The organism is Cohnella sp. OV330, from assembly GCF_900112065.1.
GTDB lineage: Bacteria > Bacillota > Bacilli > Paenibacillales > Paenibacillaceae > Cohnella.
In genome coordinates, this window is sequence record NZ_FOKE01000005.1 from 291,956 (window position 1) to 317,806 (window position 25,851).

19 protein-coding genes are annotated in these 25,851 nt (G+C 61.5%); all 19 read right to left on the reverse strand.

Annotated elements, in window-relative coordinates:
* Positions 1-4: 4 nt before the first annotated feature.
* The 19 genes from BM235_RS14075 to BM235_RS14165 all read right to left on the reverse strand — a co-directional run bounded on the left by BM235_RS14075 (position 5) and on the right by BM235_RS14165 (position 25,338).
* Complete coding sequence (locus BM235_RS14075) at positions 5-1,669, reverse strand: DUF6382 domain-containing protein (RefSeq protein WP_158543855.1); 1,665 nt, start codon at positions 1,667-1,669, stop codon at positions 5-7.
* Positions 1,670-1,719: 50 nt separating this feature from the next.
* Positions 1,720-2,208, reverse strand: coding sequence for an A24 family peptidase (locus BM235_RS14080; protein ID WP_090114201.1), 489 nt, complete (start codon positions 2,206-2,208; stop codon positions 1,720-1,722).
* Between the two features lie 3 nt (positions 2,209-2,211).
* Complete coding sequence (locus BM235_RS14085) at positions 2,212-3,177, reverse strand: pilus assembly protein (RefSeq protein WP_090114203.1); 966 nt, start codon at positions 3,175-3,177, stop codon at positions 2,212-2,214.
* On the reverse strand, positions 3,140-5,365 hold the full coding sequence (locus tag BM235_RS14090) for a hypothetical protein (RefSeq protein ID WP_090114205.1): 2,226 nt from the start codon (positions 5,363-5,365) through the stop codon (positions 3,140-3,142). The genes BM235_RS14085 and BM235_RS14090 overlap by 38 nt, the downstream gene beginning before the upstream one ends.
* A 97-nt stretch (positions 5,366-5,462) precedes the next feature.
* Positions 5,463-6,077, reverse strand: coding sequence for a hypothetical protein (locus tag BM235_RS14095; RefSeq protein ID WP_143106679.1), 615 nt, complete (start codon positions 6,075-6,077; stop codon positions 5,463-5,465).
* 125 nt (positions 6,078-6,202) lie between these two features.
* A complete protein-coding gene (locus BM235_RS14100; protein WP_090114207.1) occupies positions 6,203-6,418 on the reverse strand; it encodes a Flp1 family type IVb pilin in 216 nt (71 codons plus the stop codon).
* A gap of 27 nt (positions 6,419-6,445) precedes the next feature.
* On the reverse strand, positions 6,446-7,282 hold the full coding sequence (locus tag BM235_RS14105; protein WP_158543854.1) for a type II secretion system F family protein: 837 nt from the start codon (positions 7,280-7,282) through the stop codon (positions 6,446-6,448).
* A gap of 26 nt (positions 7,283-7,308) precedes the next feature.
* Positions 7,309-8,055 (reverse strand): type II secretion system F family protein, encoded by a 747-nt coding sequence (locus BM235_RS14110; RefSeq protein ID WP_090114209.1) that lies wholly within the window; start codon positions 8,053-8,055, stop codon positions 7,309-7,311.
* On the reverse strand, positions 8,052-9,287 hold the full coding sequence (locus BM235_RS14115; protein ID WP_090114210.1) for a CpaF family protein: 1,236 nt from the start codon (positions 9,285-9,287) through the stop codon (positions 8,052-8,054). Before BM235_RS14115 ends, BM235_RS14110 begins: the two co-directional genes overlap by 4 nt.
* Positions 9,269-10,504, reverse strand: a complete 1,236-nt coding sequence (locus tag BM235_RS14120) for a P-loop NTPase family protein (protein ID WP_090114211.1) — start codon at positions 10,502-10,504, stop codon at positions 9,269-9,271. The genes BM235_RS14115 and BM235_RS14120 overlap by 19 nt, the downstream gene beginning before the upstream one ends.
* Positions 10,505-10,693: 189 nt before the next feature.
* Positions 10,694-14,548 carry a TIM-barrel domain-containing protein gene (locus BM235_RS14125; RefSeq protein ID WP_090114212.1) on the reverse strand — a complete coding sequence of 1,285 codons (3,855 nt, stop codon included), beginning with the start codon at positions 14,546-14,548 and terminating at the stop codon, positions 10,694-10,696.
* A 39-nt stretch (positions 14,549-14,587) separates the two neighbouring features.
* Entirely contained in the window at positions 14,588-17,854 is a 3,267-nt protein-coding gene (locus BM235_RS14130; protein ID WP_090114213.1) for a TIM-barrel domain-containing protein, read from the reverse strand.
* Positions 17,855-17,981: 127 nt separating this feature from the next.
* Positions 17,982-18,965 carry a peptidyl-prolyl cis-trans isomerase gene (locus tag BM235_RS14135; protein WP_158543853.1) on the reverse strand — a complete coding sequence of 328 codons (984 nt, stop codon included), beginning with the start codon at positions 18,963-18,965 and terminating at the stop codon, positions 17,982-17,984.
* A 145-nt stretch (positions 18,966-19,110) separates the two neighbouring features.
* Positions 19,111-19,848 (reverse strand): ThuA domain-containing protein, encoded by a 738-nt coding sequence (locus BM235_RS14140; protein WP_090114215.1) that lies wholly within the window; start codon positions 19,846-19,848, stop codon positions 19,111-19,113.
* Positions 19,845-20,930, reverse strand: a complete 1,086-nt coding sequence (locus BM235_RS14145; RefSeq protein WP_090114216.1) for a Gfo/Idh/MocA family protein — start codon at positions 20,928-20,930, stop codon at positions 19,845-19,847. Before BM235_RS14145 ends, BM235_RS14140 begins: the two co-directional genes overlap by 4 nt.
* Before the next feature lie 30 nt (positions 20,931-20,960).
* Positions 20,961-21,788, reverse strand: a complete 828-nt coding sequence (locus BM235_RS14150; RefSeq protein ID WP_090114217.1) for a carbohydrate ABC transporter permease — start codon at positions 21,786-21,788, stop codon at positions 20,961-20,963.
* A complete protein-coding gene (locus BM235_RS14155; RefSeq protein WP_090114218.1) occupies positions 21,778-22,671 on the reverse strand; it encodes a carbohydrate ABC transporter permease in 894 nt (297 codons plus the stop codon). Before BM235_RS14155 ends, BM235_RS14150 begins: the two co-directional genes overlap by 11 nt.
* Before the next feature lie 80 nt (positions 22,672-22,751).
* Entirely contained in the window at positions 22,752-24,116 is a 1,365-nt protein-coding gene (locus BM235_RS14160; RefSeq protein ID WP_090114219.1) for an ABC transporter substrate-binding protein, read from the reverse strand.
* 187 nt (positions 24,117-24,303) lie between these two features.
* Positions 24,304-25,338 carry a LacI family DNA-binding transcriptional regulator gene (locus BM235_RS14165; RefSeq protein WP_369803514.1) on the reverse strand — a complete coding sequence of 345 codons (1,035 nt, stop codon included), beginning with the start codon at positions 25,336-25,338 and terminating at the stop codon, positions 24,304-24,306.
* Positions 25,339-25,851 lie beyond the last annotated feature (513 nt).

Genomic DNA, 25,851 nt, shown 5'->3' on the forward strand with positions numbered 1-25,851 from the left:
TGCGCTAGTTCCGCAGCGCTTCGCTTGGCGCATGGAACCTGTAGATCGATCCGGCCATCTGCAGGCAATCGCCCGCTTCCAGCGGATAAGCTTCGTACGGCGCCATCGGACTGCCGTTGAGCCAGCTTCCGTTACGGGAACCGAGGTCCTTGGCCAGCCAACGTCCCTGCTGACGCAGCATTTCAAGATGCGCTCTGGACATGCCCCCCGATTCATCTACGTGTTGAGCCGCGTCCCGCGAGCGGCCGATGACAAGCGATTCCGTTTTTAACGGAATTTTGCAAGGACGCTCCGCGGACTCCCACTCCAGGAAACAGACTGCGGGGGACGCCGACTGCGGCGAAGCCAACAGCTCCGTCGCTTCCCGCTTGGCGGACAGCCATTCCGTCTGGGGACGATCGTTAAAGGTAAGTTCAGACGCTACCCGGACGTTTTCCGATTCTTTGGAATAGGATTCGAATCTCGCCAACGGCACGACGTCCGGCGCGCGAGGTCCCTCCCCTACCCCGGGCTCCGGCCATGCCGGAAGGGCAGCGTACCGATCGGGCTCCGGTTCCCTCGATACAGATCCGACCGCTATCTCGCGATAAGGTTCAGCTCGCTCTTTCCGTGTCCATCCGTTCCACAGCAACAAACACAAGCCCGCGCAAGCCGCCGTTGCACCTAGAGACAACGCCAGCCCTCGCGTACCCGGGGCGCCAGCGTAAAAGGTTTTCCAAGCTGCGCCCGCCGCGACCGCAGACAGCGCCACGAGCCATGTCCGCCACCTGGCGGCGCTCATGCCGCCCGGCATCAGGCCGGGTCCGTCCGCCGTATCTTCTTCCCCTCCGACCATGGCTATGCCTGGATTACGTTCGGGTTGAAGGGCATTCAAGCGATGCCAAGAGGAATCGCCGGCTTCCCTCTCCATCCGCACGGGCGTCTTGGACGGGGACAAGCTGCCGGGCAGATCGGGTTCTGGCAAGGCGTCATTCGCTCCCGCGCCCTCCTTTCGGTCCGATTGAATGGCAGCAGGCGTCGCGGTCTGCTCTATTCGAACGAACATCCCCTGTTTTTGATCCGCGGCTTGGCTTATGCGTCCTGCGCGTTCTTCCGCGCGCTCGCACAGATAGCGTCGAGCGTAGTCACGCAAAGACGAGGGCACGAAACCTTCCGAAGCCGCAATCCCCAGCAGCCGCTGCAAGGCTGCGCCGTCCGGATTATCCGCGCGCATGACCCATCTGACGATAAGGCGTTCAAGTCCCCCTTCGTTTTCTGCCGACGATGCGTCGACTGCAAGCGGCAAATAGGCGAACCGCAAGTCATGCCACCCGCTCCCCACGAAAATATATTCGTCTCGCAGCAGCAGGCGCGAAAAATCAAGCATGTGATCGTGGCACTGCTCGGCCGTTTCGGCCAGCTTGCACAAGGCGGCCATGGCGTCGGTCATCGTCCAGCGTTCGGCACGCAGCGTCTGGCTCAGCATCTTGCTGCCTGCCAGCCGATAACGCAGCCCGATTTGCCCATCCGTTTCTTCAACCGCAAGCGGCAGAAGGCCGGGTATCTCGCAAGCCTGCAGCATGCCCGTCTGGACAGCGTCCAGATCCTCCCGCCGCCATGGCGCCGATGTCCGTTCAAGTATCATCCAGAGCCCCCGTTGCTGCTCGAACCTCGTTTTCAGCTCGTTCATGATTTCCCTCCTTATCGTCCTCATTCGACCGTACGTTACATTTCGCTGCGCTATCCCCCTGAGAACGCAAGCAGGGCGTAAGCAGGCGCGACGGCCAGCATAAAAGGAAACTTCGCGCCTTTTCCAGCTTGCGCCGGGTGCCGCCCCCAAGGCCAATCGATCTTTAGCGCCCAGGGACGTACGATCGGAACTTTTAGCGTCAGCAAGAGCACGGCGATCCCGCCCGCGAACAACAGCGAAAAGACGACCAGCTGCAGCGCCGAAGAAGCGCCGGCCCATGCGCCGTACGCGGCGAACCACTTAACGTCCCCGGCGCCCAGGCCTCTGGCGATATGAAGCAGCCCTAACGGAATCGCACCGGCGGCGATCCCGCCGATCGTCCACCAGACGCGCCCGGGGCCGTAAGCGGCAATTTGAAAGATAAAGCCGCCCGCCGCGAACGCGACGCACAGCAAATTGGATATTTCCATTCGCCTGATATCGCTCCAGCAGGCGAAAAGCAGCAGCGCTGCCGTCGCCGACCATACGATCGTATCCACGGTTTATCCTCCCTTTCCGGCGGATTTGGCTTGCACCTCGAAAGTCTGTTGAAGGCTCCCTCCGCTATAAGAGGCCTCCCATGCCCAATCGCCGGGCGTCGTGTTGCCCGATACGAGCCATGTCCAAGAGACGCGCCCGGACGCGTCGGCCGTCGCCGCGCCCAAATGCCTTGCCTGACTTTGGCCGCTCTTGTAAACAACCTTGAGATCGACTGCAGCACCGGGTTCCGCCCGCAAAACCAAGGTCACTCTGCGCCCGCGCTGAACGGGCGACGGCTCGAGCGAAACGAACGCAAGCGAGCCCGCTTCGCTGCCTGGCTCCGGAGCTGCGGCGGCAAGCCGCTCGCCGCCCGTCCAAACCCGCTCCTTGACGGAAGCCCGAACAATGAGCGGCCGCCCGGACCAGGGGAACGAAAATGGCAGCTTGTATTCCGCTTCGAGCGTCAGATAAGCTTTGGCAGGGTCCCGCGCGTCCGGCAAATCAACGCGGACCAGCTTCATTCGCGAAGCGGGCAGCATGGACTTGCTTAGCCTGTCTGCGACCCGGGGCTCCAGCGTCTCCTTCGCCAGAAGGGCGTCCGGATACCAGTCCCCTGCCGCAAAGCGTTCAGCCCAATCGGAGAGGGGTTCGGGCAAATAAGAGGCAAGCTTTCCGACCGTTTCCTGAGGCCCCGCCAGCCGTTCCTTCCAGTGCGTATAGGCACCTGCGTCCGCGCCTTCGCCAGTCGCATCGCCCGCCTCTGCCATACTTTCGGACAAGGGGTACCATATCGCCGCGGTCTGCCTGGCCGTCTGGGAAAGCGCGCCTTGCAGCGCCATGGCGACGATCGAGGCATGAATCAAGTAGATTAAGAAGAGAACGCAGATCATGACCGTCGGCATGGTCAGCGCGGCTTCGAGCGTCAAGCTTCCCTCGCTGCCCGCCTGCTTTTTACTGATAAGCGCTATCCGCCGAAAAAGCCGTCTCATAGCGATTTCCCTTCACCGTCCCCTGCCAGGATACGCTCTTCCCTGCGAGCTTCGCGGCACCCGGCAAAAACCATAAGCGCACCGAGGCAACGCCTCGCGAGCCTGCGTAGGTATAGGCTTCCTGGAGATCTACGTCGAGCGCGTCCTCGATCAAAGCGATCCTGCGGGCCGTCTGCCCTTCGGAGCTACCGTGCAGCAGCAAAAACAGCCGGACGTAGTCCTTATAGTAAGTATCGATTTTCGCGTATTTGGACAGCGTTATGACGCCCCGGTCCAGCAAGCCCTGAATATCCTTCAGCGCTTCGGTAATGCCGTAAAGCGCGGCTGCCGCAAGCACGACCAGCGGATGCCCGTAAGAGCGGCATTCGATCAGCCCTTCCATCGTGCGGATCGCGAGGCGCAGCGCAAAAAGTTCGCCGTATGCAGCCGCGATATTCGCCGCCGGATTGCGCAGTCCGTACAAGACGTATTCGTTTTCCTGCTTGCCCGGCATCAACAGGCCTTCTCCGCCCCAGTCCAGCAGCGAGCGCACTTCGGACGGATCTGCCGTCGAGAAACGAGCGTAGGAATATTCGGCGAAATAGACGGCGTCACGCATCCCCGTCACGCCGTCTCCAAGCGCATCCAGCCAACCGTCCGCAGATGCGAAGGCCGCCTTGCGTCCCTCTGACGCATCCGAAGGAAGGCGAGTCGGGAATGCTTCTTCCTGGCCTTCGTTCCAAGTTAAGTTTCGATGAAACAGCCAATCCAGCCGTTCGAACGCCTGCTTCTCCTCAGGAGACGATCGTATGCCGGCAAGCGTGGCGAGAAAGGCGGAAGCGCCGGACCAGGCGGTGCGCGACTTAGCCTCCAGCGCCCGGCGCTCCTCGTCGCCCGATCGCTGAGACTTAAGCGCTTCGCGGCGTCCGGCTGTGACGCTTCCCGATGCGCCATGCTTGTCCGCGAAGCCGGCCAGCAGCGATTGAAGGCGGTCCGCCCCGTCGCGCAGCGCCCCGTCCATGCCGGACGAGCCTGGCGCCGCGTTCAGGGAGACCGCCATCGACTCCGCCGCATCGCGCAAGCCGGCGCCTTCACTGCGGATGCCTTCCAGCTCTTCCTTGTAGCGGCTCCAGTAATCGCCGGGCAATATCAGGTCCGAAGCAGTGCGCCGAAGTTCTTGCAAAGAGCCCGCCTCGCCGCCGGCGAAGCCCCCCTCGCCTGTCTCCGCCGGCCATTCGGCGGGCGTATCGGCAGCGCTATCGGCTTCGGCCGCGATCCGTGACATTTCCGCATTCGCCGTCTCGGCTTCCTCGGCATCCTTCACGGCAGCTTCGAGCGATTTCTCCAGCGAGGCAATCGCTTGTACCGATTGGTTCCGCAGCCGGCCAGCCAGCTTGGCGACCCCTCTTTCGTAGGCCGAGATCTCCGCAGCGTACAAAGGCCCGTCCGATGGAGCGGGCGTCGGCGAAGGCGAAGGTGATGCTCCCGACGAGGACGGACTCCCGTTTAATTTTTCTTCCGCCTCCCGGCGCAGTCTCTCGGCTTCCCGCTGCCGCTGCGTTTCTGCTCTGGCTGTGTCTTCGGCGCGTTTCGCCGTATAATCGCCGTACATTAAAGCCGCGTCCGCAACATCTTTAACGTCGCCGGCGGACCTGCCTCCCGCCATCGATATCGGCGGCCGCGGGACGATCGCTTCGAAAGCGTCCGTCATACTCTCGCCCGCCTCGATCTGGCGCTTCAGCGCGCGATCCAAGGCAGCCTCTCGTTTCTCGTAAGCCTGACGCATGTCTTCGAGCAGATCGGACGTTTTTTTCGCTTCCTTCATCAAAGCCGGCAGACCTTTGAACCGAGAAGCCAAGTCCAGCGTCAAGTCGATCGGCGCCTTGTACTTCATCTCCTCCAGAACTTGCCGCTTGAACACGGCGTGGGAGCCGAGCGGCCGGCTCTCGACGACCTCCTCGTCGCGCCAAGCGGTATCGAGCAGGCGCAGCGCGTCCGTATCTTCCGGATCCCTATGCCCTTCTAGCACTTCGGACAGCAGCGCTTCAGGCGCGCTGCCTCCGATCGCGAACAAGCCGTAGCGCTCGTACAACGCCGGATCGTATGAAGACAATACGCCTCTTGCGCCAGCCTTCATCGACAGCTCCGCCTGCTGGCGAAAAGCCGCGATGCGACCGAAATCGATCAACGTTCCCGTCAGAAAGATCATGGCAGCCATCACCGCCGACATGTATATGGATACGGCGCCCGAAGACGCTCGTCCAAACCGGAGTAAACGATTCTTAATCCTTGCGTATCCCCTGGCATTATTGCGACTGCGCATCCGCCTTCCTCCCCAATAGAGAGCCTGCTTTGCCGAGATACGACTCGGCGCCGCCACCCTCCCGCTTCACCTTGGCCGTGTAGTAACGGACAAGGTCGAACGTGCGCATCCACTCCGCGGGCTCCGTCACCGGAGCCGACGATTCGGACGACGCAACCGATGAACCGCGCAGCAGAGCTAGCGGGGATAGCTCGCCCGGATCAGCCGCCGAGACCGCGATTTCCCGCTGAATGCCGCCCCGCTCGTAACGAATGCTGCCCTCCCAATTTTCTGAGAGCGCTTCGGCGGCCGGATACAGCTTGCGAAGCGTCAACCGATCCCGAGGATCTGCCGCTCCGGGGAAAGTCAGCGAATCCGCCGACTCGCCCGCCGTCCAGCCAAACAGGCCTTGCAGCAGCGCGTCGTCGGTCAGACGCCAGTACAATCCGTCATACCGGCCGTCCTCGTAAGCGCCTGTCGCGAACTCGCTCTCCGCGTGACTCCAATTGAAGGCCGCCCTTTCTGCGGTAACGGCGGAATTATAATGGACGATCGCGTTCTGGGCGGTAAACAGCGCGTAAAACACGAGCAAAAACGTAACGATCAAAAGCGTAGGCATCAGCATGCTTGCCTCAAGCGAATACGACCCGGAAGTCTGACGCCATAAGGAGAGGATGTAGCCGCGCCAACGATGGCGGACCGAGAGAATAGCGGCATGAAGACGGATGAAGCCGACCATTCCTATTAACTGAAAAACGAATCCGACTTGTCCTCGACCTTGCCGAACAGCCGATCCAGGAAATCCAAAATCCAGTCTCTGAACAGTACGGCGATGGCGATGATCACAGCCGCGATCAGCACGATCTCTAGCGTGCCGAGCCCCTCCTCGTTTCTCCAGAAAGCGTTCAGCTTACCGCGCGCGTACGTACCTAGCTTGAAAGAAAGACGGCGAATGTTCATGCAAGAAACCCCCAATTAAAAATTGAATTATTCAGTCCCCATCAGCAATATCGAAGGCGTCCCGACCAAGATCAGGATGATGAGAAAAATGACGGCGAGCGGAAAAGCGAGTCTGGAGGAGGCGCGTTCGCCGAGCGTCTTGGCCGCGGCCTTGCGCTTCTCCCACAGGATGCGGGACAGCTCCCGCAGCGCGGTGACGAACGTGTCGCCGCCCCGTCTTGCGTTCATCAGCAGCGTCGTGGCGAACATCCTCGCCTCGGGCACGGCGCATCGGCGGCCGAATTCCTCCCAGGCAAAAACGAAGGATTCCCCTCGCTTCACCGCCGTCACCGCGGCCTCGAGCTCCGCATAGAGCGGATGCCCCGACCTGTCGCGGGCGCCTGCAGGCCGTTCGAGGCAATGCTCGAGCGCCCGGAGCACATTTTCCCCCGCGCCCACCATCAGCAGCAGCCGATTCAGCATCTCCGGCAGTTCCATGACGATCGCATGCCTGCGTTGTTCCAGCTTGCCGTATAGTTCTTTTCGTTTCATGAGCGGCAGCAGGACCGCCATCGCCGCGCCAAGGCCAAGCAATGCGGCCCGATCCGCGAACCAGCCGAGCATAGCGCCGGCCAGCAGCGCCGTATACGCGTAGGCGGCACATACGGCGGCATGCCGCGACAGCAACGCTGATACGTCACGTCCGCCCGACAAAGCGGACAGTGCGGCTTGCTCGCGATGCAGCCTCGGCGCGATCCGCGCCCATAAGCGCTTGCTGCCGATCAACGCATGCATCGGATCGAGCAACAAGTGAATCGGCTTGCTCCGAGCGCGACTGCGGTACACGCGACCAAGCAGCGCCGCATAGCCCAAGAGTAGCAGCAAAGCAAGCCCCCCAAGCGCGAACTGCATCATAGCCGGATATCCATGATGCGCACCATCCATGCGCATACGCCTGCCAATGCGGCCAAGCACAAGGTAAGCACGAGCAGCCCGCCTCCCCGGTACAACGGCTGCATATAATCTCCGGCAAAAAAACCGAGCAGCCCGACGAAGCCGAACGGCATGCCCATCATGAGCCTGGACTCGAATTTTTTCTGGGCGATCAAGACGCTGACCTCCAGCTCGACCTCGAGCTTCTCCGCGATCAAGCCCGAAGTGCGCCGCATAACCTCGACGAGATCCCCGCCGGAGCGCTTGCAGATGCGGAACGCCTCGGCGAAGTTCCCGATCTCCTCGACGCCGCTGCGAACGGCAAGATCGCCCAGCGACAGCTCGAGCGGATCGCCGTTGCGCAGCCGATTCGTCACCGCGCGAATCTCCCGGAGCAGCGGCGCGTGCGGATCGCCGATCAGCATCGTCATGTCCGCTTCGAGCGCCCCGAACGCGGTCTCGACGGAGCGGCCGGCGGACAGCAGCGACGACAGCGTCTGCAGCATGTCCTTGAAATGCAGCCGCAGCCGCTCCTGCCTGCGCCGCCGCAAATGCCCGGCAACCAGCCTCGGTCCGTACCAGCCGCATGGCGTCGCGAGCAGCGCGACCAATGGCTGGCGATACAGCAGCCAAACGGCCGCGAAACTGACGAAAGCGGTTCCCGCCATCGCGTATATGCGCTCGGATCGGCTGAGCGCATATACGCGGTAATCCGTTAAGCTCATGCCGTCACCTCCCCGCTCGCTTCCAACCAACCGCGAAGCTTGCGCACATTCATTAATTCGCCCGCCTGCCGAAGAACGTCCCTGCCCGTCCCGCTCTCCTCCTCGAGCAAGTAGAGCGGATTCAGCTCCACTTCCCCGTCCCGGAGACCCGCGATCTCGCTGATCTCGACGACGCGCCGGCTGCCGTCCCTTAATCGGCTTAGATGAACGACGATATCCAGCGCGGAGGCGAGCTGCCGACGTACGACGGCAACCGGCAGCTCCGAGCCTCCAAGCACCATCGTCTCCAGTCTCGACATCATGTCGCGGGCCGTGTTCGCATGGCCCGTGGACAAGCTGCCTTCATGCCCGGTATTCATCGCCTGCAACATGTCCAGCGCCTCTTCGCCGCGCACCTCCCCGACGATGATCCGGTCCGGCCGCATCCGCAGCGAGGCGCGGATGAGCTCGCGCATGCCGATCCGGCCTTTGCCTTCGGTATTCGCGTTGCGGGTCTCCAGCGACACGAGGTTCGCGATGCCCGGGATCTGAAGCTCGGCCGCATCCTCGATCGTAATGATGCGCTCGTCCTGCGGGATCCAACGGGCGAGCGCGTTCAGAAACGTCGTCTTGCCCGAGCCTGTCCCGCCGCTGATGAAAATGTTGTACTTGGCCTGAACGAGCCGCCGCAGCAGCGCCGCTGCATCCGCGCGGATCGCGCCAAGCTTCACCAGCTCGTCCATGCCGAGCGGACGGGCCGGAAACCGCCGGATCGTGACGGTCGGACCTTGAAGCGCGACCGGCGGCAGGACGACGTGCACCCGCGAGCCGTCCGGCAGACGCGCGTCGACGATCGGCGACGCTTCGTTGACGATCCGATTGACCTGCCCGACGATCGATTGGATCAGATCTTCCAGCCGCTCTCGGCTCTCGAATCCGAGCGGCGCGCGCTGCAGCCGCCCGTTTTTCTCGAAAAAAATGCGATCGTGGCCGACGATCATGATCTCGGTGACGTCCGGGTCCGCAAGCAGCGGCTGGAGCGCATCCAAGCCTCTGAAGGAGTGGAACAGCCGGCTGACGGCGGCTTCGCGCTCCGCCGAAGTCAACCGGTTCATCCGCGGCTCCGCGAACAGCTCGCCTTCGATTAGCGCCCGCAGCTCGGCATCGCTCACGGGCGCATCCCACGCCAGCCTGGACCGGACGCGCTCGCGCACGGCCGCGATCTCGTCCGGCCTCAGCCCAGCGCCGACCATGCGTAACCGCCGCCTCCCGCCGCGACGGGTTCGCGAAGCTCGCCGTCGCCCGAACGGCGCCCCTCGGGTCGCGGCGCATAGCCCGATAGGTCCGGCGGCTCGGAACGTCCGGCCGGCCCGGCATAGCCCAGCGCGTCGAGCAGACGGTCGACGCCGCCGGCGAACGCGCCGGATCCCAGAAGCGCGCCGATGTCGGAGACGCGCTTCCACTGCGGAATATAAGGCAGCGACTGCCACTGCGCTCCCCCCGGCAGGCGCAAAATGTCAGACGTCGCATCGCCCAGCGCTTTGTTCCAAACGTATGTCGACTTGCCGAAAAGGCCCGGCAGCCGGTCGCCCCACTCCCGGAGCATCGACTCGGTCTTGCGAAGAAGCTGGGCGTCGTCTGCCGCGATCCAGCAAATCCTGCCGCTGAGCTCAAGCAAACGCTGTTGCCAACCGGCGAAGCCGCCGTCCGGGTCGGCGACGATGAGATCGAAGCCGCCGTGAAGGCGCAACGCTTCGATCAGCGTCTCCAATCGCTCCGGCGACATGGCGATCAGCTCGGCCGGATGATCGGCCGGTTCGAGATAACCCGCGCCGACCGCCGACCGCCGCGAGCCAAGCGCGCGAATCCGCGCCTCCGCCGAAGACGGATGCGCCGACAGCTCGTACAGCAGCCGGGACAGCCCGTCCGGCTCTCGTCCGCCCGGCTCTCTCCCCTCCGGCACGCCTCCGCCGAGCAGCGAGCCGATGCCGCACAGCGCCTCCAAATTCAAATACATGACGCTGTACCCGCGCTCCGCAGCCTGCCTGGCGATGTTGAGCGCAAGCGTCGTCTTGCCCGCGCCTCCCCCGGCCGAATAGACGGTCCATAGCTCAGTCCCCTCCGTCGGCTTCGCCGAAGCTGTCCCGATCAGCCTGCGAATCTCCGCGGCGAGGCGGGGCAGCGACTGATACTGCGCGATGGCTGGCAGGCCTTCGTGCTCCCCCGAAGTCGCGCCTTCGGTCAGCACGACGACCTTCGCGCCACCCGGCGGCATCTCTCGGACCGCGTGCAGCAGCGACTGCTGCACGACCAGCAGATCCGCCCCGCGCCCGGCTTGCAAATAAAGCTCCAGCGCGTCCGCCTGGGTGAAAGCCGCGATCTCCGCTTGCGGATCCCGTTCCTTCAAATAAAGCGCCAGCCGGCTCGCATACCCCGGCTGGGGCGCGGCTACGACCAGCCGAATCCCCATCTTCCCCAGCTCCTCCCTATCGCCGGCAACGACAAAAAAGCACCGCCAATTCCGATGTCATCATCGAAATCAGCGGTGCTTCCGCATGCCGTACGTTTGAATATACGTCTAAATTATCACGGCCCGGCGCCCGGCGTCAATCCTTTTCCACGCATGCACGCTTGCACGCACGCCCGTCCACCTCGCCGGTCACATTTTCGTCAGCCGCACGTCGTCGATATGCAGCGTCGTACCGCCGGGCGAGTCGACGTAGAAGCCGACATCCACCTGCCCGTTCGTAACGAAGATATTGCTGATGCTGATATACTTCCACACGCCGTCGTTCGGGATGTTGTAATATTGCGCGGTGCCGCCGTAGTTCGCGATCTCCGCGCGCGCCGTCGTCGGCGTCGCATTTTTGAGCCGGACCCGCGCTTCGAACTTGTAATTGGCGTTGTTGACCGGCACGCTCACGACTTGATGGACGCTCTGCTGATAGGCGCCGGCGAGCCAGAAAAACGCGCGCTTGTCCTGCGCCCACGGAGACTCGGGCGGATTGGTGCCCGAGCCGCTGTCCATGCCGAACGCAAGCGTCTGTCCGGTCGGATGCCATTCCGACCAGTTGCTGTTGAAGGCAGTATCCCGGTCAAAATCCCCGTTATCGAGCAGGTTCAGCTCGGACTCGGGCGTACCCGGCGCCGCCGAAGCGACCAGCAGCCGGTCGATGTTCACGTTGCCGCTGTTGCCCGCATCGTACTTGAAGGCGACCAGATTGGCGCCCGCGCTCAGCGTGACCGTCTTGGTGACGTCCTGCCACACGTTCCAGTTCGCGCTTGGACTCGCGAAGCTGACCGAACCGGCGCCGGCGCCGTTCACGTACGAGGTCAGCGTCTTGGACGAGCCGGTGCCGTTCGCATATCGCAGCGCCAGCGTATAGGTGCCGGCCGCGGGCGCGTTCACCCGGAATTCGGCCTGACCGCCGACGGCGCTCAGATTGTCCACGAACGCAGTGCCGGAGTAGAACCAATGGTCCTTGTTGACGCCTGCGCCGCCGGATAGCTTCGCGCTTTCCGCTTCGTACTTGGCAACGGCGGCCGCATAAGGAACTTTGACGTAATCAAGGTTCGCGTTGCCCGTATCGCCCGCATCGCTGTCGTACTTGTACGACAAGCTGTTGCGGCCGGCTTCGAGCGGGATCGTCTCCGTCTGCGTCGCCCAGGTGTCCCAATTCGCCTGGTTCGCAAGCGTCGTTTGCTTGACCCGCTTGCCGTTGACGTAGATGCTGAGCGACTTCGCCGAGCCCGTCGAGTTGGCGTAGCGAAGATCGATCGCATAGTCGCCGCCCGTCGCCACGTTCGGGTAGAAGGTGACGGCGGCGCCGGCATTGCCGAGCCCGTCGACGAAGCCTGTCCCCGCGAACCCGCTATGGTTATTGTTGACGGTCGCTTTGTTCGAAGTCGTATTGCCGGACAAAGAAGCGTCCTCGGCCTCGTACTGCGTCGCCGTGTCCGTCACCGCCGCGGATCCGTTGACGACGACGTTTTTGGCCGATGCGCCGCCCGCCGCGAGCTTGACATACGTGACGTCGCCGTAGACGTCCTTCGTCTTCGTCCAGCCCTCGCCCGAAGCCGCGCGCAGGGCGTTCAGGCTGGCATAGGAGGTCGCGCTCGAGCCGCCGATCGTGACGCCCGTACCCGCTTTGCCGTGGATGGCAGCCAGATAATAAGCGACCGGTGCCGCGTACGTGCCGCTCTTGGCGCCGATGCTGAACGAGATGCCGCTCGCGCCGTTGTCCTGCGCCGTCATCGTCTGCTTGAAGAAGCCGGTGCCTTCATAGTTGTAGGTCGTGCCGTCATCGTCGTAGTAAGTGAAGCTCGACTGCGCCGTGTCCGGGAACACGTCGACGTTGATCGTGGACGGCGACGCTTGCCCGGTGTAGTCCAGCACCTTTTGCGTCGGGATGATCGCGCCCTTCTTCACGAACACGGGAATGTCGCTCCACGTGCTCGCATTGACCGGGTAGCTGATCGTCTGCCCGCCGGCGTAGGCGGTACCGCGGAAGTAGTCGATCCAGTTGCCGGTCGACAAATAGATGGACTTGGACGCCTGCTGCTTGTCGACGACCGGCGACGCCAGCAGCCAGTCTCCGAACATCCAGGCGTCCAGATTGTTTTTGGCGTTCGTATCCGTCGGATAATCGTACAGGAGCGGACGGACCAGACCGACGCCGGTCTCGTACGCGCTGCGCTCATAGGCGTACATGTAAGGCATCAGCCCGTAACGCAGCTGAATCGCCGACTTGGACGCTTCCTCCGCGGTGCTGCCGTATACCCACGGTTGGCGCTGCTGGTGATTGTTGCCGTGGACGCGGAAGACGGGCGTGAAGGCGCTGAACTGGATCCAGCGCGCGTACAGCTCCGGCGACGGATTGCTCGTCGTGCCGTCCTGCTGGTTGAAGCCGCCGGTATCCATGCCCCACTTGGGCTGGCCCATATTGACGGAGGACAGCATGGTCGCCCGCTGCTCCTTCATGCCCGCGGCCCAACTAATTTTCTCGCCCTTGTACCACTGAATGCCGATGTCGCCGGACCACAGCGTCGTGGCATAGCGCTGCGCGCCGGGGTAGTAGGTCCGCGCCGTCTGCCAGACGCGGTTCGTCGAGGAATAAGCGCGCTGTCCTTCATAGATCGCTTGCGAAAAGTGGGTCGTGGTGAAATTGCCGAACCAGAGCGTGGTTCCGCCGGAGGACACCTTGTCCGTCTCGTCGTTCCACCAGCCGACGATCCCTTTGTCGAACGCGCCTTTGGAGTGATCCCAGTACCAGGCGCGCTCCGCGGCATTGTATGGATCGATGCTGCGCACGGTGACCGGAATAAAATAATCGGTGTACGCGCCGTGCCCCGGATACCAATAGCCGCCCGCGTTCGCGTCGATCGACTGCTGGGTCGTGTGGCTGGACAGGTCGGTCGTGACGATGCGCGGCTTGGTGATGCCGATCATTTTAACGCCCTTGCCGTCCATCGTCGTCTTGAGCGCCGTCGTGGACGCGCTCGGGAAGTTGGTCGTATTCCACGTGAACTCCCCGTAGTTGTCCTGACCGTAATTTTTCCAGTCGTAATCGAGTCCGACGCTGTCGAGCGGAATGTTTTTCGCCCGGTACGTATCCACGTTCGCGAGCAGCTCCGTCTGGTTCGTGTCCCACTCGAAGTTGGAGAAGCCGAGCGACCACTTGGGCATCATCGGCGATTTGCCCGTAATGTCAGAATACGAACTCATAATCTGCTTGGGCGAACCGAGCATGATATAGTACTCCACGTCGTTCTTCGCATACCGTCTCCCTTCCGTCGGCGTTCCGCCATAGTAAAATTCCATTTTACCCGTCGCCGACTCGGTGTACGGATAGCCGCCGTCGCTGTCGACCAGCACGCCGTAGCCCGCCGTCGACCAGATGAAGGGCCCGCCCGCGTCGCCCTGCTCGCCCGCATGAGCGCCGTGGCTGTTGTCGTTGCGCAGCAGGTCGCCCCCGTCCTCGAAGGCATTGTAGCCGCGAATGCCGTACATATTGTCCGTCGTATTGTGCAGGAACCGTACGCCGTCGTAGAAGACGCCGCCGGCCGACGGCTCCCAGAACAAGGTCGTGCCGTTCGACTTTTTGACGGTGAGACGCGCCGGGCTCTTGGCGATCTCGATCTTCATATCGGTCGTCGTCACGGTGATCGGGTCGCCGGTCGTATTGATCGTGGCGCCTGCCGCGCTCCACGTCTTGGCGGCGTCGATCATCGGCGTGTCGGCGCTGGCGGCGACCGAATTCGGCCGGTAGTCCACCTTCGCGATGCCGGAGCTGAGCACTTTAATTTCGAGAATATCGTCGCTCGGCTCCGCGCCGTTTTCGATCGTCAGCGTGAGCGTGTCGCCCGAGACGCTGCTGGCGGTCACGTTGCCCAGCGCGCCGACATAGGCGTACGCCGGACTCGCGCCCAAAGGCGCGAACAAGGCGGCGCCCAGCAGGAAGGCGGTGAGCAGACTCGTGCTTTTTCGAGCCACAGATGCATACAAATGGCGCATCGTCGGCATCCTCCCGTCTTTTTTTAAAATAAGTGCCGTTTACCAGCGAATCGCTACGTTGTCCAGATTAATGCCGGATGCATTGCCCGCGTCGTACTGGACGCGAATCGTGTTCAGACCCGCGTTCAGGGACGCCGTCGTCGTGGCGGTATTCCACGTATCCCAGTTCGCCGTCGCCGGCAGGGACAGATCGGTCACCTTCGCGCCGTTCTTGTAGATCGCTCTAGATGCCGCGCCGCCGCCTGCGCTGTACCGGACGTCGATCGAATAGGTGCCCGCCGTCGGCGCGTACACCTTGAACTCGACGTAATCGCCGGAAGTCGCGAAGCCGTCAACGAAACCCGTGCCGAGATAGCCCGTATGGTCGGTGTTCGTGGATACGACGTTCAGCGCAGCAAATTCGGCTTCGTATTCGTTCTTGTCGACGCCGCTCAGCACGACCGAGCGGGCGGAAGCGCCGGACGAGATTTTGACGTAGACCAGCTTCGAGACCGTATCGTAGTACCAGCCCTGCGAAGCCGAGGTCAGGCCGCCCAGCGTCGTTTGCTGCGTCAGCGCCGAACCGTCTTTCGTCACCGAGGAAGGCTTCTTCGTCAGCACCTGCAGCGTGCTCGTCGTCGTCAGCGCGGGTACGGATACGGTCACTTGGTCCGAACCGTAATTTTCGGTCGACGTGATCGTCCTCGTCGTCGATCCGTCGTACCAGCTGTACGATGTCGTCCCCTGCGGGAAGACGCGGAACGTCAGGTTCGTGTAGTTGGCCAGATCGTTGCCGATCGTGCCGCCGACCGTGTACGTGCTATTCAGGTTCATCGGCAGGATCGCGCCCGCCTTGGCGAATACCGGCAGATCGTCCACGGACGCATAGTAGCCGATCGTCTGGGAGCCCGGTCGCATCGCGCCCCACCAGAAGTCGACCCATTCGCCGGCCGGCAGATAGACGCTTTTGTTCGTCTCGCCCTGGTTCACGACCGGCGCGACGAGCAGATTGTCCCCGAGCATGTACTGCGCGGTCAGGCCGTACGTATTCGTGTCGCCGGGATAGTCGAGCACCATGGCGCGCATCAGCGGCACGCCCGTGTCGCTCGATTTTTTTCCTTCGCTGTACAAATAGGGAATGAGGTTATATCGCGCATTGATGAACTTCTGCGAAGTCGTCAGCACGGTCGAGTCGCCCGTACGGGACGCCGCGTTCCAGGGCGAACGCTCCTCGCTCGGCGAAGGCGACGCCTTTTCCGAGTGGAACTGCATCACCGGCGAGAATGCGGCCATGGCGATCGACCGCTTGTACAATTCCGCGGTGGGGTACGAATCCCCCGTAAAACCGGCCAGATCCCAGCTCGTGAACGGCACGCCGGAGATGTTGGACGTGAGTCCCGCGAGCACCGCCTGCTGGTAAGCGCCGAACGTCGACTCCTGGTCGCCCGCCCAGAAGATCTGGTTCTTTTGCGCTCCGCTCGTACCCGAACGGCTGAACGACACGGAATTCGCGTTTTTGGACAGCGCATACGCGTTATACGCCCCGACGTACTCGTTGGGGTACTGATTGCGCATTTCGTCGCCCTTCTTGCCGTTGCTGAACGTCAGCGATCGGCCCCACACCATTTCGCCGCCGTCCGTCTTGAAGCCGTCGATGCCGATGCCGTCGAACAGGTAGGCGCGCTTGGACATCCACCAATTTTTCGCCGTCGTGTTCGTAAAGTCGAGCAGCAGGCTATTCTCGAACCAAGAGCCCGCGGGCAGCCGGTATTGGCCGCCGCTGCCGTCGCCGACCGCATAGCCCTGAGACACCATATAGGACTCGTCGTTATCCTTTTGCGTGTACGCGTAGCTCGTATACTTCTGGATCGGCACCTGCCAGAGCACCAGCTTCATGCCTGCGTTGTGAATGTCGGTCGCCATCTGGGCCGGGTTCGGCCACTTCGTGCCGAAGGTGAAGTCGCCGTACGAGAACGCAGCGTTGCCGGTCTTCGGCGTATAGGTCGCATCGTTGAAAATATAAAATGTATTCTCGTCGCTCCACTGCTCCAGCACGACCGCCGAAGCGGGAATGTTGTTCGTGCTCGCGCTGCCGAGCGCGGCGGTCACCTCCGACTGCCGGTCCCACTCGTTCGCGGACATCCACAAACCGAACGCCCACTTAGGCAGCATCGCCGGCTTGTAGGTGATGTCCGTATAGTTGGAGACGACGTCCTTCAAGTCGGTGCCGTAAATAAAGTAGTAATCCAGCAGCGAGTTTGCGCCTCCGCCGGTATTGACCGTGAAGTTGTACATATCCGTGCGTTCGGTCGCCATTTTGAACTTCGAATAATACGTCGAGTTGACATAGATGCCGTAGCCGTTCGTGTTGATGAAAAAGGGGATCGCCATGTACGTCCGGTCGTTCTGGTTTTTGTACTGGTTGTAGACGTAGGTATCCACGTCGTAGCCGCGCTTCTGGAAGTTGTTGTAGTGCTCGCCGAAGCCGTAGAACTGCTCGCCCGCCGGCGAATACAGATTGTCTTGCACTTTGTCGATGACGCTCGTGCCGTCGGTCAGCCACGCCATGTTCTTGTTGACCGAATTGTCGTATTCGCGCGCGATCAGCGTCGTACCGTCCGGCTTGTACACGCTGAGTTTGTACGGATTTTTATCGATCCGTATTTTGAGCGCGCTCGTGCTGATCAGATAGTACGTCGTGTTGTCGGCAAACGTATAATTGCTGAGTCCCGTCGCGAGCGTGCCCGTCCCTTTCGGAGACAGCTGCACGCGGAACACGTCCGCCGCCTGGAAGGAGATGCCGATCTTCGGCGACATCGTCCCCGTGTTCGGCGTCGCGCTCAGCGTCACCTTGTTGCCTCCGTCCGTGTAGCCGCTCACGCTGGCGACGGATTCCCAGCCCGTCACCGTGAACGTGAACGGACCGATCGTTTTCTCGTTCGCGCCGTCCTTGTTCGCATGGATCGTGTACGTGACGACGTCGCCTTTGGCAAAGGTGCCCATGTTGATCTGCCAGTAGCTGTTGTTGCCGCTGTTGTACTGCCAGGCGCCGTTGACGACCGACTGCGCCGCGCCGTTTTTCGTCCAGGTGATCCAGGTCGCCTGACCGCTCTCGATCGGCCAGGTAGTCAGCTTCAGGTAGACCGCGTCGCCTGCGACCGGGTCTCGCGGATAGCGCTCGGTCAGCTGGACGTCGTACAGATCGTCCGTGCCGTAAGGCGCATGATAGACGCCGGAGATGGCGAAGGCGCTCGCGGGAACCGCCAGCAGAATGACCAATCCAAGCAACAGCGCCGATGCCAGACGGGAATGCCATCTTGTTTTCATCACGTCAATACCCCTTTCTCAAAATGAATTTCGTATTGCGCCAGCAGTCTGCTTACCCGCCCCTCGACTTGCCGCGCTGACCGTTACATGACGCATCCCCCCTCTCCAGACGCGCTGGATGGAATTCTCAGGGCGTATCCGTTGCGTTCGCGTCCGTGCCGTCACTATCTGCGGTACCCGCGCCGGGATTCGGATTCGGAATGCGCACCGTCACTTCTCCGCTCGCAGTAAAGCCTGCCAGCCACTGCGGCACGAGCTCGTTCAGCCGCTGCTGACGGATCAGCTCCACGATACGCTCCTTAGCTTGGGCGGCCGTTTCCGTCGATGCCGGCTTGCGATCCGTCACTTTCAGCAAATGGTACCCGTACGCGGTCTTGACCGGCTTGCCGTAGGCGCCTGTTTTCAACTGCGCGGCCGCTTGCTCGAGTTCGGGCGCAGTCTGTCCCGCGGCCAGATAGCCCAGATCGCCGCCCGCTTCCCGCGTCGCGACGTCCGCCGAAAACTCGGCGGCCAGCTTGGCGAAGTCGGCGCCCTTGGCGAGCTCGGCGTGCAATTCCTTCGCCTGCGCTTCGGTTTTTACCAGGATGTGCGACAAGCGGACCTGCGCCGGGTGGTGGAACGATGCCTCGTTCAGCCCGTAAAACTGCGCGACTTGCTCATCCGTCACCTCAAGCTCGGAAGCAAACAGTTTGCCGAGCAGCAGCTGCATCTTGATCTGCGCCGCAAAGCCCGCTTCATCCAATCCGGCAGAGTTCAGATAGCTTTGAAAATCCGCTTCCGACGCGAACGAGCCGCGCATCTTGTCCATGCCGGCCGCAAGCTCCCCCTCGCCGACGGTCAATCCTTTGGCCGCAGCCTGCTCGTCCGCGAGCCGCCGGATGACCATCTCCTGCAGCGTCTGCGCGCCGACTTGCCGCAGCATCGCCTCATACAGCTCGTCCTTCGTAATGTTCGTTTGGCCCACCGTCGCCACGATGCTTGCCGTTTCGCTCCCCTCCGCCTTGGCGGCGGCCCGAGCCTCGGGCTTCGCTTCATTCGCTACGGCGTAAATCGCAAACGAAGCGACTGCGATCAGTACCGCTAATCCTCCCACCGGCAGCCATTTTCTCATCATCGATCTCCCCATTCCGCATTAATTTTTTGAATATTCAGATTTAAAGATCGCAAAGAAGCCTCGAGCATGCGAACCTCCGCTTCTGAAGGAAACCGGATGCATTCTCGAGGCAAGATCTTGTATGAATTCGTAGCTTATTCGCCTAAGCTTTTGAGGCGATCGCCTCCAGCGGCTGCACGTTCCCGAACCTTGGCGCCGCGCCCCGCTCGTCCGCGGTCCAGCGGACGGCGTTCGCGATCACGCGAAGAACATGCTCGTTGTAATAAGTCGGATACGTCTCATGTCCCGGGCGGAAATAAAAGATTTTGCCGTGCCCGCGGCTATATGCGCACCCGCTTCGGAACACCTCGCCGCCCTCGAACCAGCTCACCAGCACGAGTTCGTCCGGGTCGGGCACGTCGAAGAACTCGCCGTACATTTCTTCTTTTTCCAGTTCGATATAAGGAGGCAGCCCCGCCGCGATCGGATGCGACGGCTTGACGACCCACAGACGTTCCTTCTCGTCGGCTTCGCGCCACAGCAGCGCGCAGGAGGTGCCCATGAGCCGCTTGAATATTTTAGAATAGTGTCCCGAATGCAGCACGATCAGCCCCATGCCTTCCAACACGCGCCGCTGCACCCGGTCTACGACCGCTTCGTCAACCTCGTCGTGCGCCCGGTGTCCCCACCAGACGAGCACGTCCGTACGCGCCAGCGCGTCCTCCGGCAATCCATGCTCCGGCTCGTCCAACGTCGCCGTGCCGAGCTCGAAACCGAAAGGCGCGAGCCCTTCGCGCAGCGCCTCGTGAATGCCCGCCGGATAGATGCGCTGCACGTCCGGATTCGAACGCTCGTGGCGGAATTCGTTCCAGATCGTTACGCGCGGCGTCGATTGTTTCATGTCCCTACCTCCTCGCTTCGGTCATCCAGCTCTTCGATTCGCACGGATCGCCGCTCGCGACTTGATCGCACGACCGCTTCTAGAATTTTCTGGTTCAGATAGCCGTCTTGCAGCATGGGCCGCTCCTCGCGGACGTCGCCCCGCACCAGATCGACGAAGTCCTGCATTTGCGCCAGCTTGTAGCGGGCCGGCACGGCGATCCGTTCCCGAACCTCGCTGCCCTCCGCATTGCGATGGATCCAGGTGAGATAATCGCCCTGATCCCAGTTCATGTGAAGCGTACCGGTGTCGCCGTACACGGCGATCTCGAACTGATTCTGCGAACCGAAGGCGTTGCGCGACGTCTGGAAGACAGCGGGGATGCCTGGCTCAAGCCATGCGGTGAACGCTGCGAAATCGTCGATGTCGACGTCAACCATCGCCCCGGTCGCGGGATCTTCCCGCTGTCCGATCAGGTTGCTCATCAGCGACGCGACCTCGGCCGGTTCGCCGACCAGGAAGCGGGCCGCGTCGATCATATGCGAGCCGAGATCGCCCAGCGTGCCGGTACCAGTGATCGCACGGTCCAGCCGCCAGTTCATTTTCGTCTCGAACGGCGTGCCGCCCCATTGCTGCAAATATTGAACGAACAGATGCCGCACCGGACCGATCCTGCCTTCGCGGATCCAATCGCGGGCCATGCGGAACGCGGGCACGTAACGGTACGAAAAGCCGACCATGCAAGGCGTCGAATTCGACGCCGCGAGCCGCTTCAGGCTAGCAGCTTCTTCGTATGTCCGCGTGAACGGCTTTTCCGTCATGAGCGGCTTCCCGTACGTCAGGCACAGACGAATAATCTCGTAGTGCGCGTCGTTCGGCGTGATGGACATCACCGCGTCCACTTCCGGGTCGCGGATGAGCGATTCCGCGTCCGTATGGCGCGACGCTGCGTCGATACCGTGACGCTCCGCCCATTCGGCGACTTTGGCGGCGTCCTGGTCGCAGACGGCGGCCAGCCGGACGCCTGCGACGCCCGAGAGTTGCCCGACATGGACGCCCGCCATGCCGCCGAGTCCGATCAGTCCCAATCTAACGGTTTTCATTGCCGAATCTCTCCTTTGTCCGGGGGCCGATCACTTGATGCCCGTCATCGTAATGCCTTTGATAAAGTAGCGCTGCGCGAACAGGAACACGATAAAGATCGGCACGAAGCTGACGACGTTGCCGGCCATCAGCAGGTTCCACTCCGTCGACCATTGCCCCTGCAGCTTGCTGAGGCCCAGCGGCAGCGTCATCAGCTCTTTGCTGTTGACGGCGATGAGCGGCCACAGGAAGTTGTTCCAGGAGCTCATGAACGCGAAGATGGACAGCGCCGACAGCGTCGGCTTGACGAGCGGGACGATCACGCTGAAAAACACCCGATAATAGGACGCGCCGTCGATAAAGGCAGCCTCCATCAGCTCGTTCGGGATCGTCATGATGCTCTGCCTTAGCAGGAACGTCCCATAGGCGCTGAAGATGCCCGGCAAAATGAGCCCCGCGTACGTGTCGATCAGGTCGGTGCGCGAGAACAAAATGAACAGGGGCACGAGCGTCACCTGCGCCGGGATCATCATCGTCGTCAGAAACAGGACGAACACGCTCTGCCGGCCCTTGAACGCGATCTTGGCGAACACGTAAGCCGCCATCGTGCAGATCGCCAGCTGCAGCAGCGTCGTCGCGACGGCCACAAGGGCACTGTTGGCGAAAAATCGATATAGCGGGAAGTACCCTTCGATCTTGGAGAAATTGTCGAAGTTCCAGCTCGAGGGCAATAGGCGCGGCGGCATCGCCACCACTTCGAGATTGTCCTTGAAGGCGCCCAGCAGCATCCACAGGAACGGAAACGTCAGCGCGACCGCGAGCAGCGCCAGGAACAGATGCGCCGCCAGGTCCGCCGCGTTCTTTTTCCTACCTGTCATAGACGACCCACCTCCGTTGGACCTGCTGCAGCACCAAGGTCGAGACGAGGATGATGAGCAGGAGCACCCAAGATTGCGCGGCGGCGAAGCCCATCTTGTTGAATTGGAAAGCGTTGCGGTACACCTGCTCGACGATCGTGCTCGTCGCGCCCGCCGGGCCGCCGTTGGTCATGATCAGCACCTGGTCGAACAGCTGGAACGAATTGATAAGCGAGATCGTCACGACAAAATACAGCGTCGGAGAAAGCAGCGGAACCGTGATTCGCCACAGCTTGCTCCAAGGAGACGCGCCGTCGAGCTCCGCCGCTTCGTAGTAATCCTCGGAGATGTCCTGCAGGCCCGCCAGCAAAATGATAGACACGAAGCCAATGTCCTTCCAGAGCGTCACCAGGATGATCGCGATCATCGCCCAGAAGTCGTCCTGCAGCCAGATCGGTCCTTGAATGCCCACCTGCGACAGCAAATAATTGATCAATCCGCTCTGCCCGTTCAGCAGCCAGCGCCAGACGATCGATACGGCGACCCAGGACGTGATGACGGGCACGAACACGGCCGCCCGGTACAGCTTCACGCCGCGGATCGGCCGGTTCAGCAGCACCGCGAGCAGCGTGCCGAGCACGACGATCGACGGCAGATAGCCGAGCAGGAATACGAAAACATTGCGGATCGCGGTATAAGACTTTTCCTCTCGGAACACCTGCGCGTAGTTATCCCAGCCGATGAAGTTCATCTTCGTCCAATGCGTCAGCAGGTCCCAGTCGGTAAAGCTGATGAGAATCGACGATACCATCGGCAGCAATTGGAACGCCAGCAAGCACAGCAAGGCGGGCGTTAAAAAAACGATAGCAGCCGTCCGGCGGCTCCACTTGCGCTGTCCGACCATGCCACCCTTTCCTTTCCGTCAGGCGGGGAGGGAAAGCCGCCGCGGGGCGGCCTTCTCGTCTCCTGATTGTTGTGAAAAATCTACTTCACGAGCGCTTCGACCTTTTTCTGCGCCGCGTCGAGCGCTTCCTGCGCGGAGGAACGGCCGAGCTTCGCCTTGTCGAGCTCTTCGCCGACGGCGGCCGTGAATTCGCCCCACTTTTCCGGCTTCGGTCCGACGGGCGGCAGCACGAGCGAATCCAGCGCATCGGTCACGACCTGCTTCGACTCCGGCGGCTTTTGCTTGTAGTACGCGTCCAGCACCGCCGGGTCCGTAACCGCCGGGATGCTCCAGCCCGCCTCGATCCGTTTGGACACCGCCTCCGGCGCGCTCGTGAAAAACTTCAGGAAGCGCCAGGCGGCATCGGCGTTCTTCGTCGTCTTCGCGGCCACGAGGCCGTCCGCGAAGAAGTGATGCGCCTTCTGCGTATTGCCCGGCTCCAGCGCGATGTCCCAATTGAACTTCGCTTCGCTGAACTTGGCGAAGTTCCAGATGCCGAACCGGGCCATCGCCAGCTTGCCGTTCACGAAGGCGTTCAGGTCCGCGTCCGGCTGGTTGAACGTATCGTCGTTGAGCGGCGGCGACACCTTGTACTTGGACGCTTTGTCGATCATCCATTGCAACGCTTCTACATTTGCCGGGCTGTTCAGCGTCGGTTTGCCGTCCGCGCTCCATACGCCGCCGCCGTTCTGGGCGATCGTCTTGTAAAATTCGTAAAATTGGATCGGCGCGTACGTGCCCCAGATGCCTTTCTTGGCGTCGGTCAGCTTCTGCGCCGCTTCCAGCTCTTCCTTCCAGGTCCACGAAGCGTCCGGATAGGCTAGCCCTTTGGCGTCGAACAGATCCTTGTTGTAGAAGAGCACGACGTCGGAGAAGCTCTCCGTCACGCCCATCTGCTTGCCGTTGTAGTTAAACGCGTCATAGGCAAGCTTCTTGTAGACGTCCGGCTTGAACGAGCTGTCCGCCGCGATCGAAGGCGTGAGGTCGAGCAACTGATCCTTGGCCGCGTATGTCAGGAAGTTCTCGTAGCCAACCTCGAACAGGTCCGGCGCGCTGCCGCTGGCGAGCAGCGTGTTCAGCTTCGTCGTGTAGTCCGCGTACGGAACGACCTCATAGTCGACCTTGACATCGGCGTTTGCCGCCTGGAAAGCGTCGATCATCGCCTTGAGCGTCTGCTCCTGGCCGGAAGCGGTGTAGGTCATCAGCTTGAGCGTGACCGGATCCTTGGCCGAAGACGCCGGTGTATCTGACGCCGCGGCCGTGGCCGAAGCCGTTGCCGAGGCCGTTGAAGACGATTGCGGCGAAGCCGCGGAAGGACTTGCCGTGTTATTCTCTTTGTTTGCGCCGCAGGCGCTGAGCACGATCGTCGTGCCGAGCAGCAGCAGAGCCCCGCTTTTGGTCCGCAATGATACCCTCTCCTTTTCAATAGGAACGCATTGGACTTCAGACTATGATCCATCGATTGGCAGATCGAATAGTCGGCGTGAGCGCCGACGCGATCACCTCCAGGCTTCGTTTACCGGCATGTAACCGCATTCATTTTGTTTGAAAATACGCGGGCAAACAATGCCCTCGTTTCCCGCCGGTCAACGGTCAGTTCGGCGTCAGCCGCTGCACCGTCTGGCGAATCGCCATTTCCAGCCGCGCGACGCTCGGATCGTCCGCCAGCGAATCCTCGCCTTCCTCGATCGCCTTGAGCAGCCGATCCGCCGCCATCGCGCCCCGGGCGACGATGTTCTGACGGACCGTGGTGAGCGGCGGATTGCACATCCGGGCGACGGGAATATCGTCGAAGCCGACGACCGAGACGTCCTCCGGCACCCGTTTGCCCGCGTCGGACAGCCCTCTCAGCACCCCGAGCGCAACCAGGTCGCTCGAAGCGAACACCGCCGTAATCTCGGGATGTCCGGCCGCGATCGCGGCCGCCGCCTCCTGCCCGTACTCGTAGCTGACCGAGTGCTCGAACACGTAGTCCGAGTTGTAGAACAGGCCGGCTTCTTTGAGCGCGCGCTTGTAGCCCAGGAATCGTTTTTCGACGACGCCGTCTTTGCGGATCAGCCCGGTCACCAACGCGATGTTCGAATGCCCGTTGTCGATCAGCAGCTTGGTCGCCATGTAGCCGCCGGCTTCGTCGTCGATCGATACGGTCTGGAAGTAGCTGTCGTTCACGTAACTGTCGATCAGCACGATCGGCACCTTGACCCGCTTCAGGTCGTCGTAAAAGCTCTCTTGATAGATGCCCATGATGATCGCGCCGTCCAGATTGCGCTGCATGGATGTATCCAGATAGCCTTCGCCCTTGTCGACGCCCGAGAGAATCATGTGGTAGCCGGACTGGCGAAGCCTTGCTTCGATACCGCACACGAGCTCCGAGTAGAACGGATTTTGCAGCAATAACTGCTTCTGGTCCTCCGTCTGGGGGATAACGACGCCGATCAGCTTCGATCGGGTGCCCGCCAGGCTTCGCGCCGAAAAATCGGGAATGTAATTCAACTCCGCGACCGCGCGGCGAACCTTTGTCGCGGTCTCCTGCGACACCTTGCCTTCCCGGCCGTTCAATACGTAGGACACGGCCGCCGTGGATACGCCTGCGCGCTCCGACACGTCACGAATCGTAATGCGTTTCAATGGGGTCACCTTCTGCGGGCTGTTGCCAATCCGTTTATTTGTGTTAGTTTAAGCGTTTAACCTTACAATGCGATTATAAAAAGGATTGGTGGCGATTTCAAGCGTTATTTTATGAATATTTAGGTTAAATGTTTTAACCTAATCGTCATATTCGCTTAAGTTTAGGACAAGATCACCGACAAAACGGCTAATACCCGCTATGGTTTGCTCCATAGTCACGACAGGTAACGCTGTACAGCGCCTTTTCACATCGAATCGCGCCACAGTCACGACAGGTAACGCTATACAACGCCTCTTTACATCGAATCGCGCCATAGTTACGACAGCTATCGCTGTACAACTCCTCTTCGCCTCGAAGCGCTCCACAGTCACGACAGGTGGCGCTGTACAGCGCCTCTTCACATCGAATCGCGCCATAGTTACGCAGCTAACGCTGTACAACGCCTCTTCATATCGAATCGCGCCACAGTCACGACAGTTAACGCTGTACAACGCCTCTTCGCCTCGAACCGC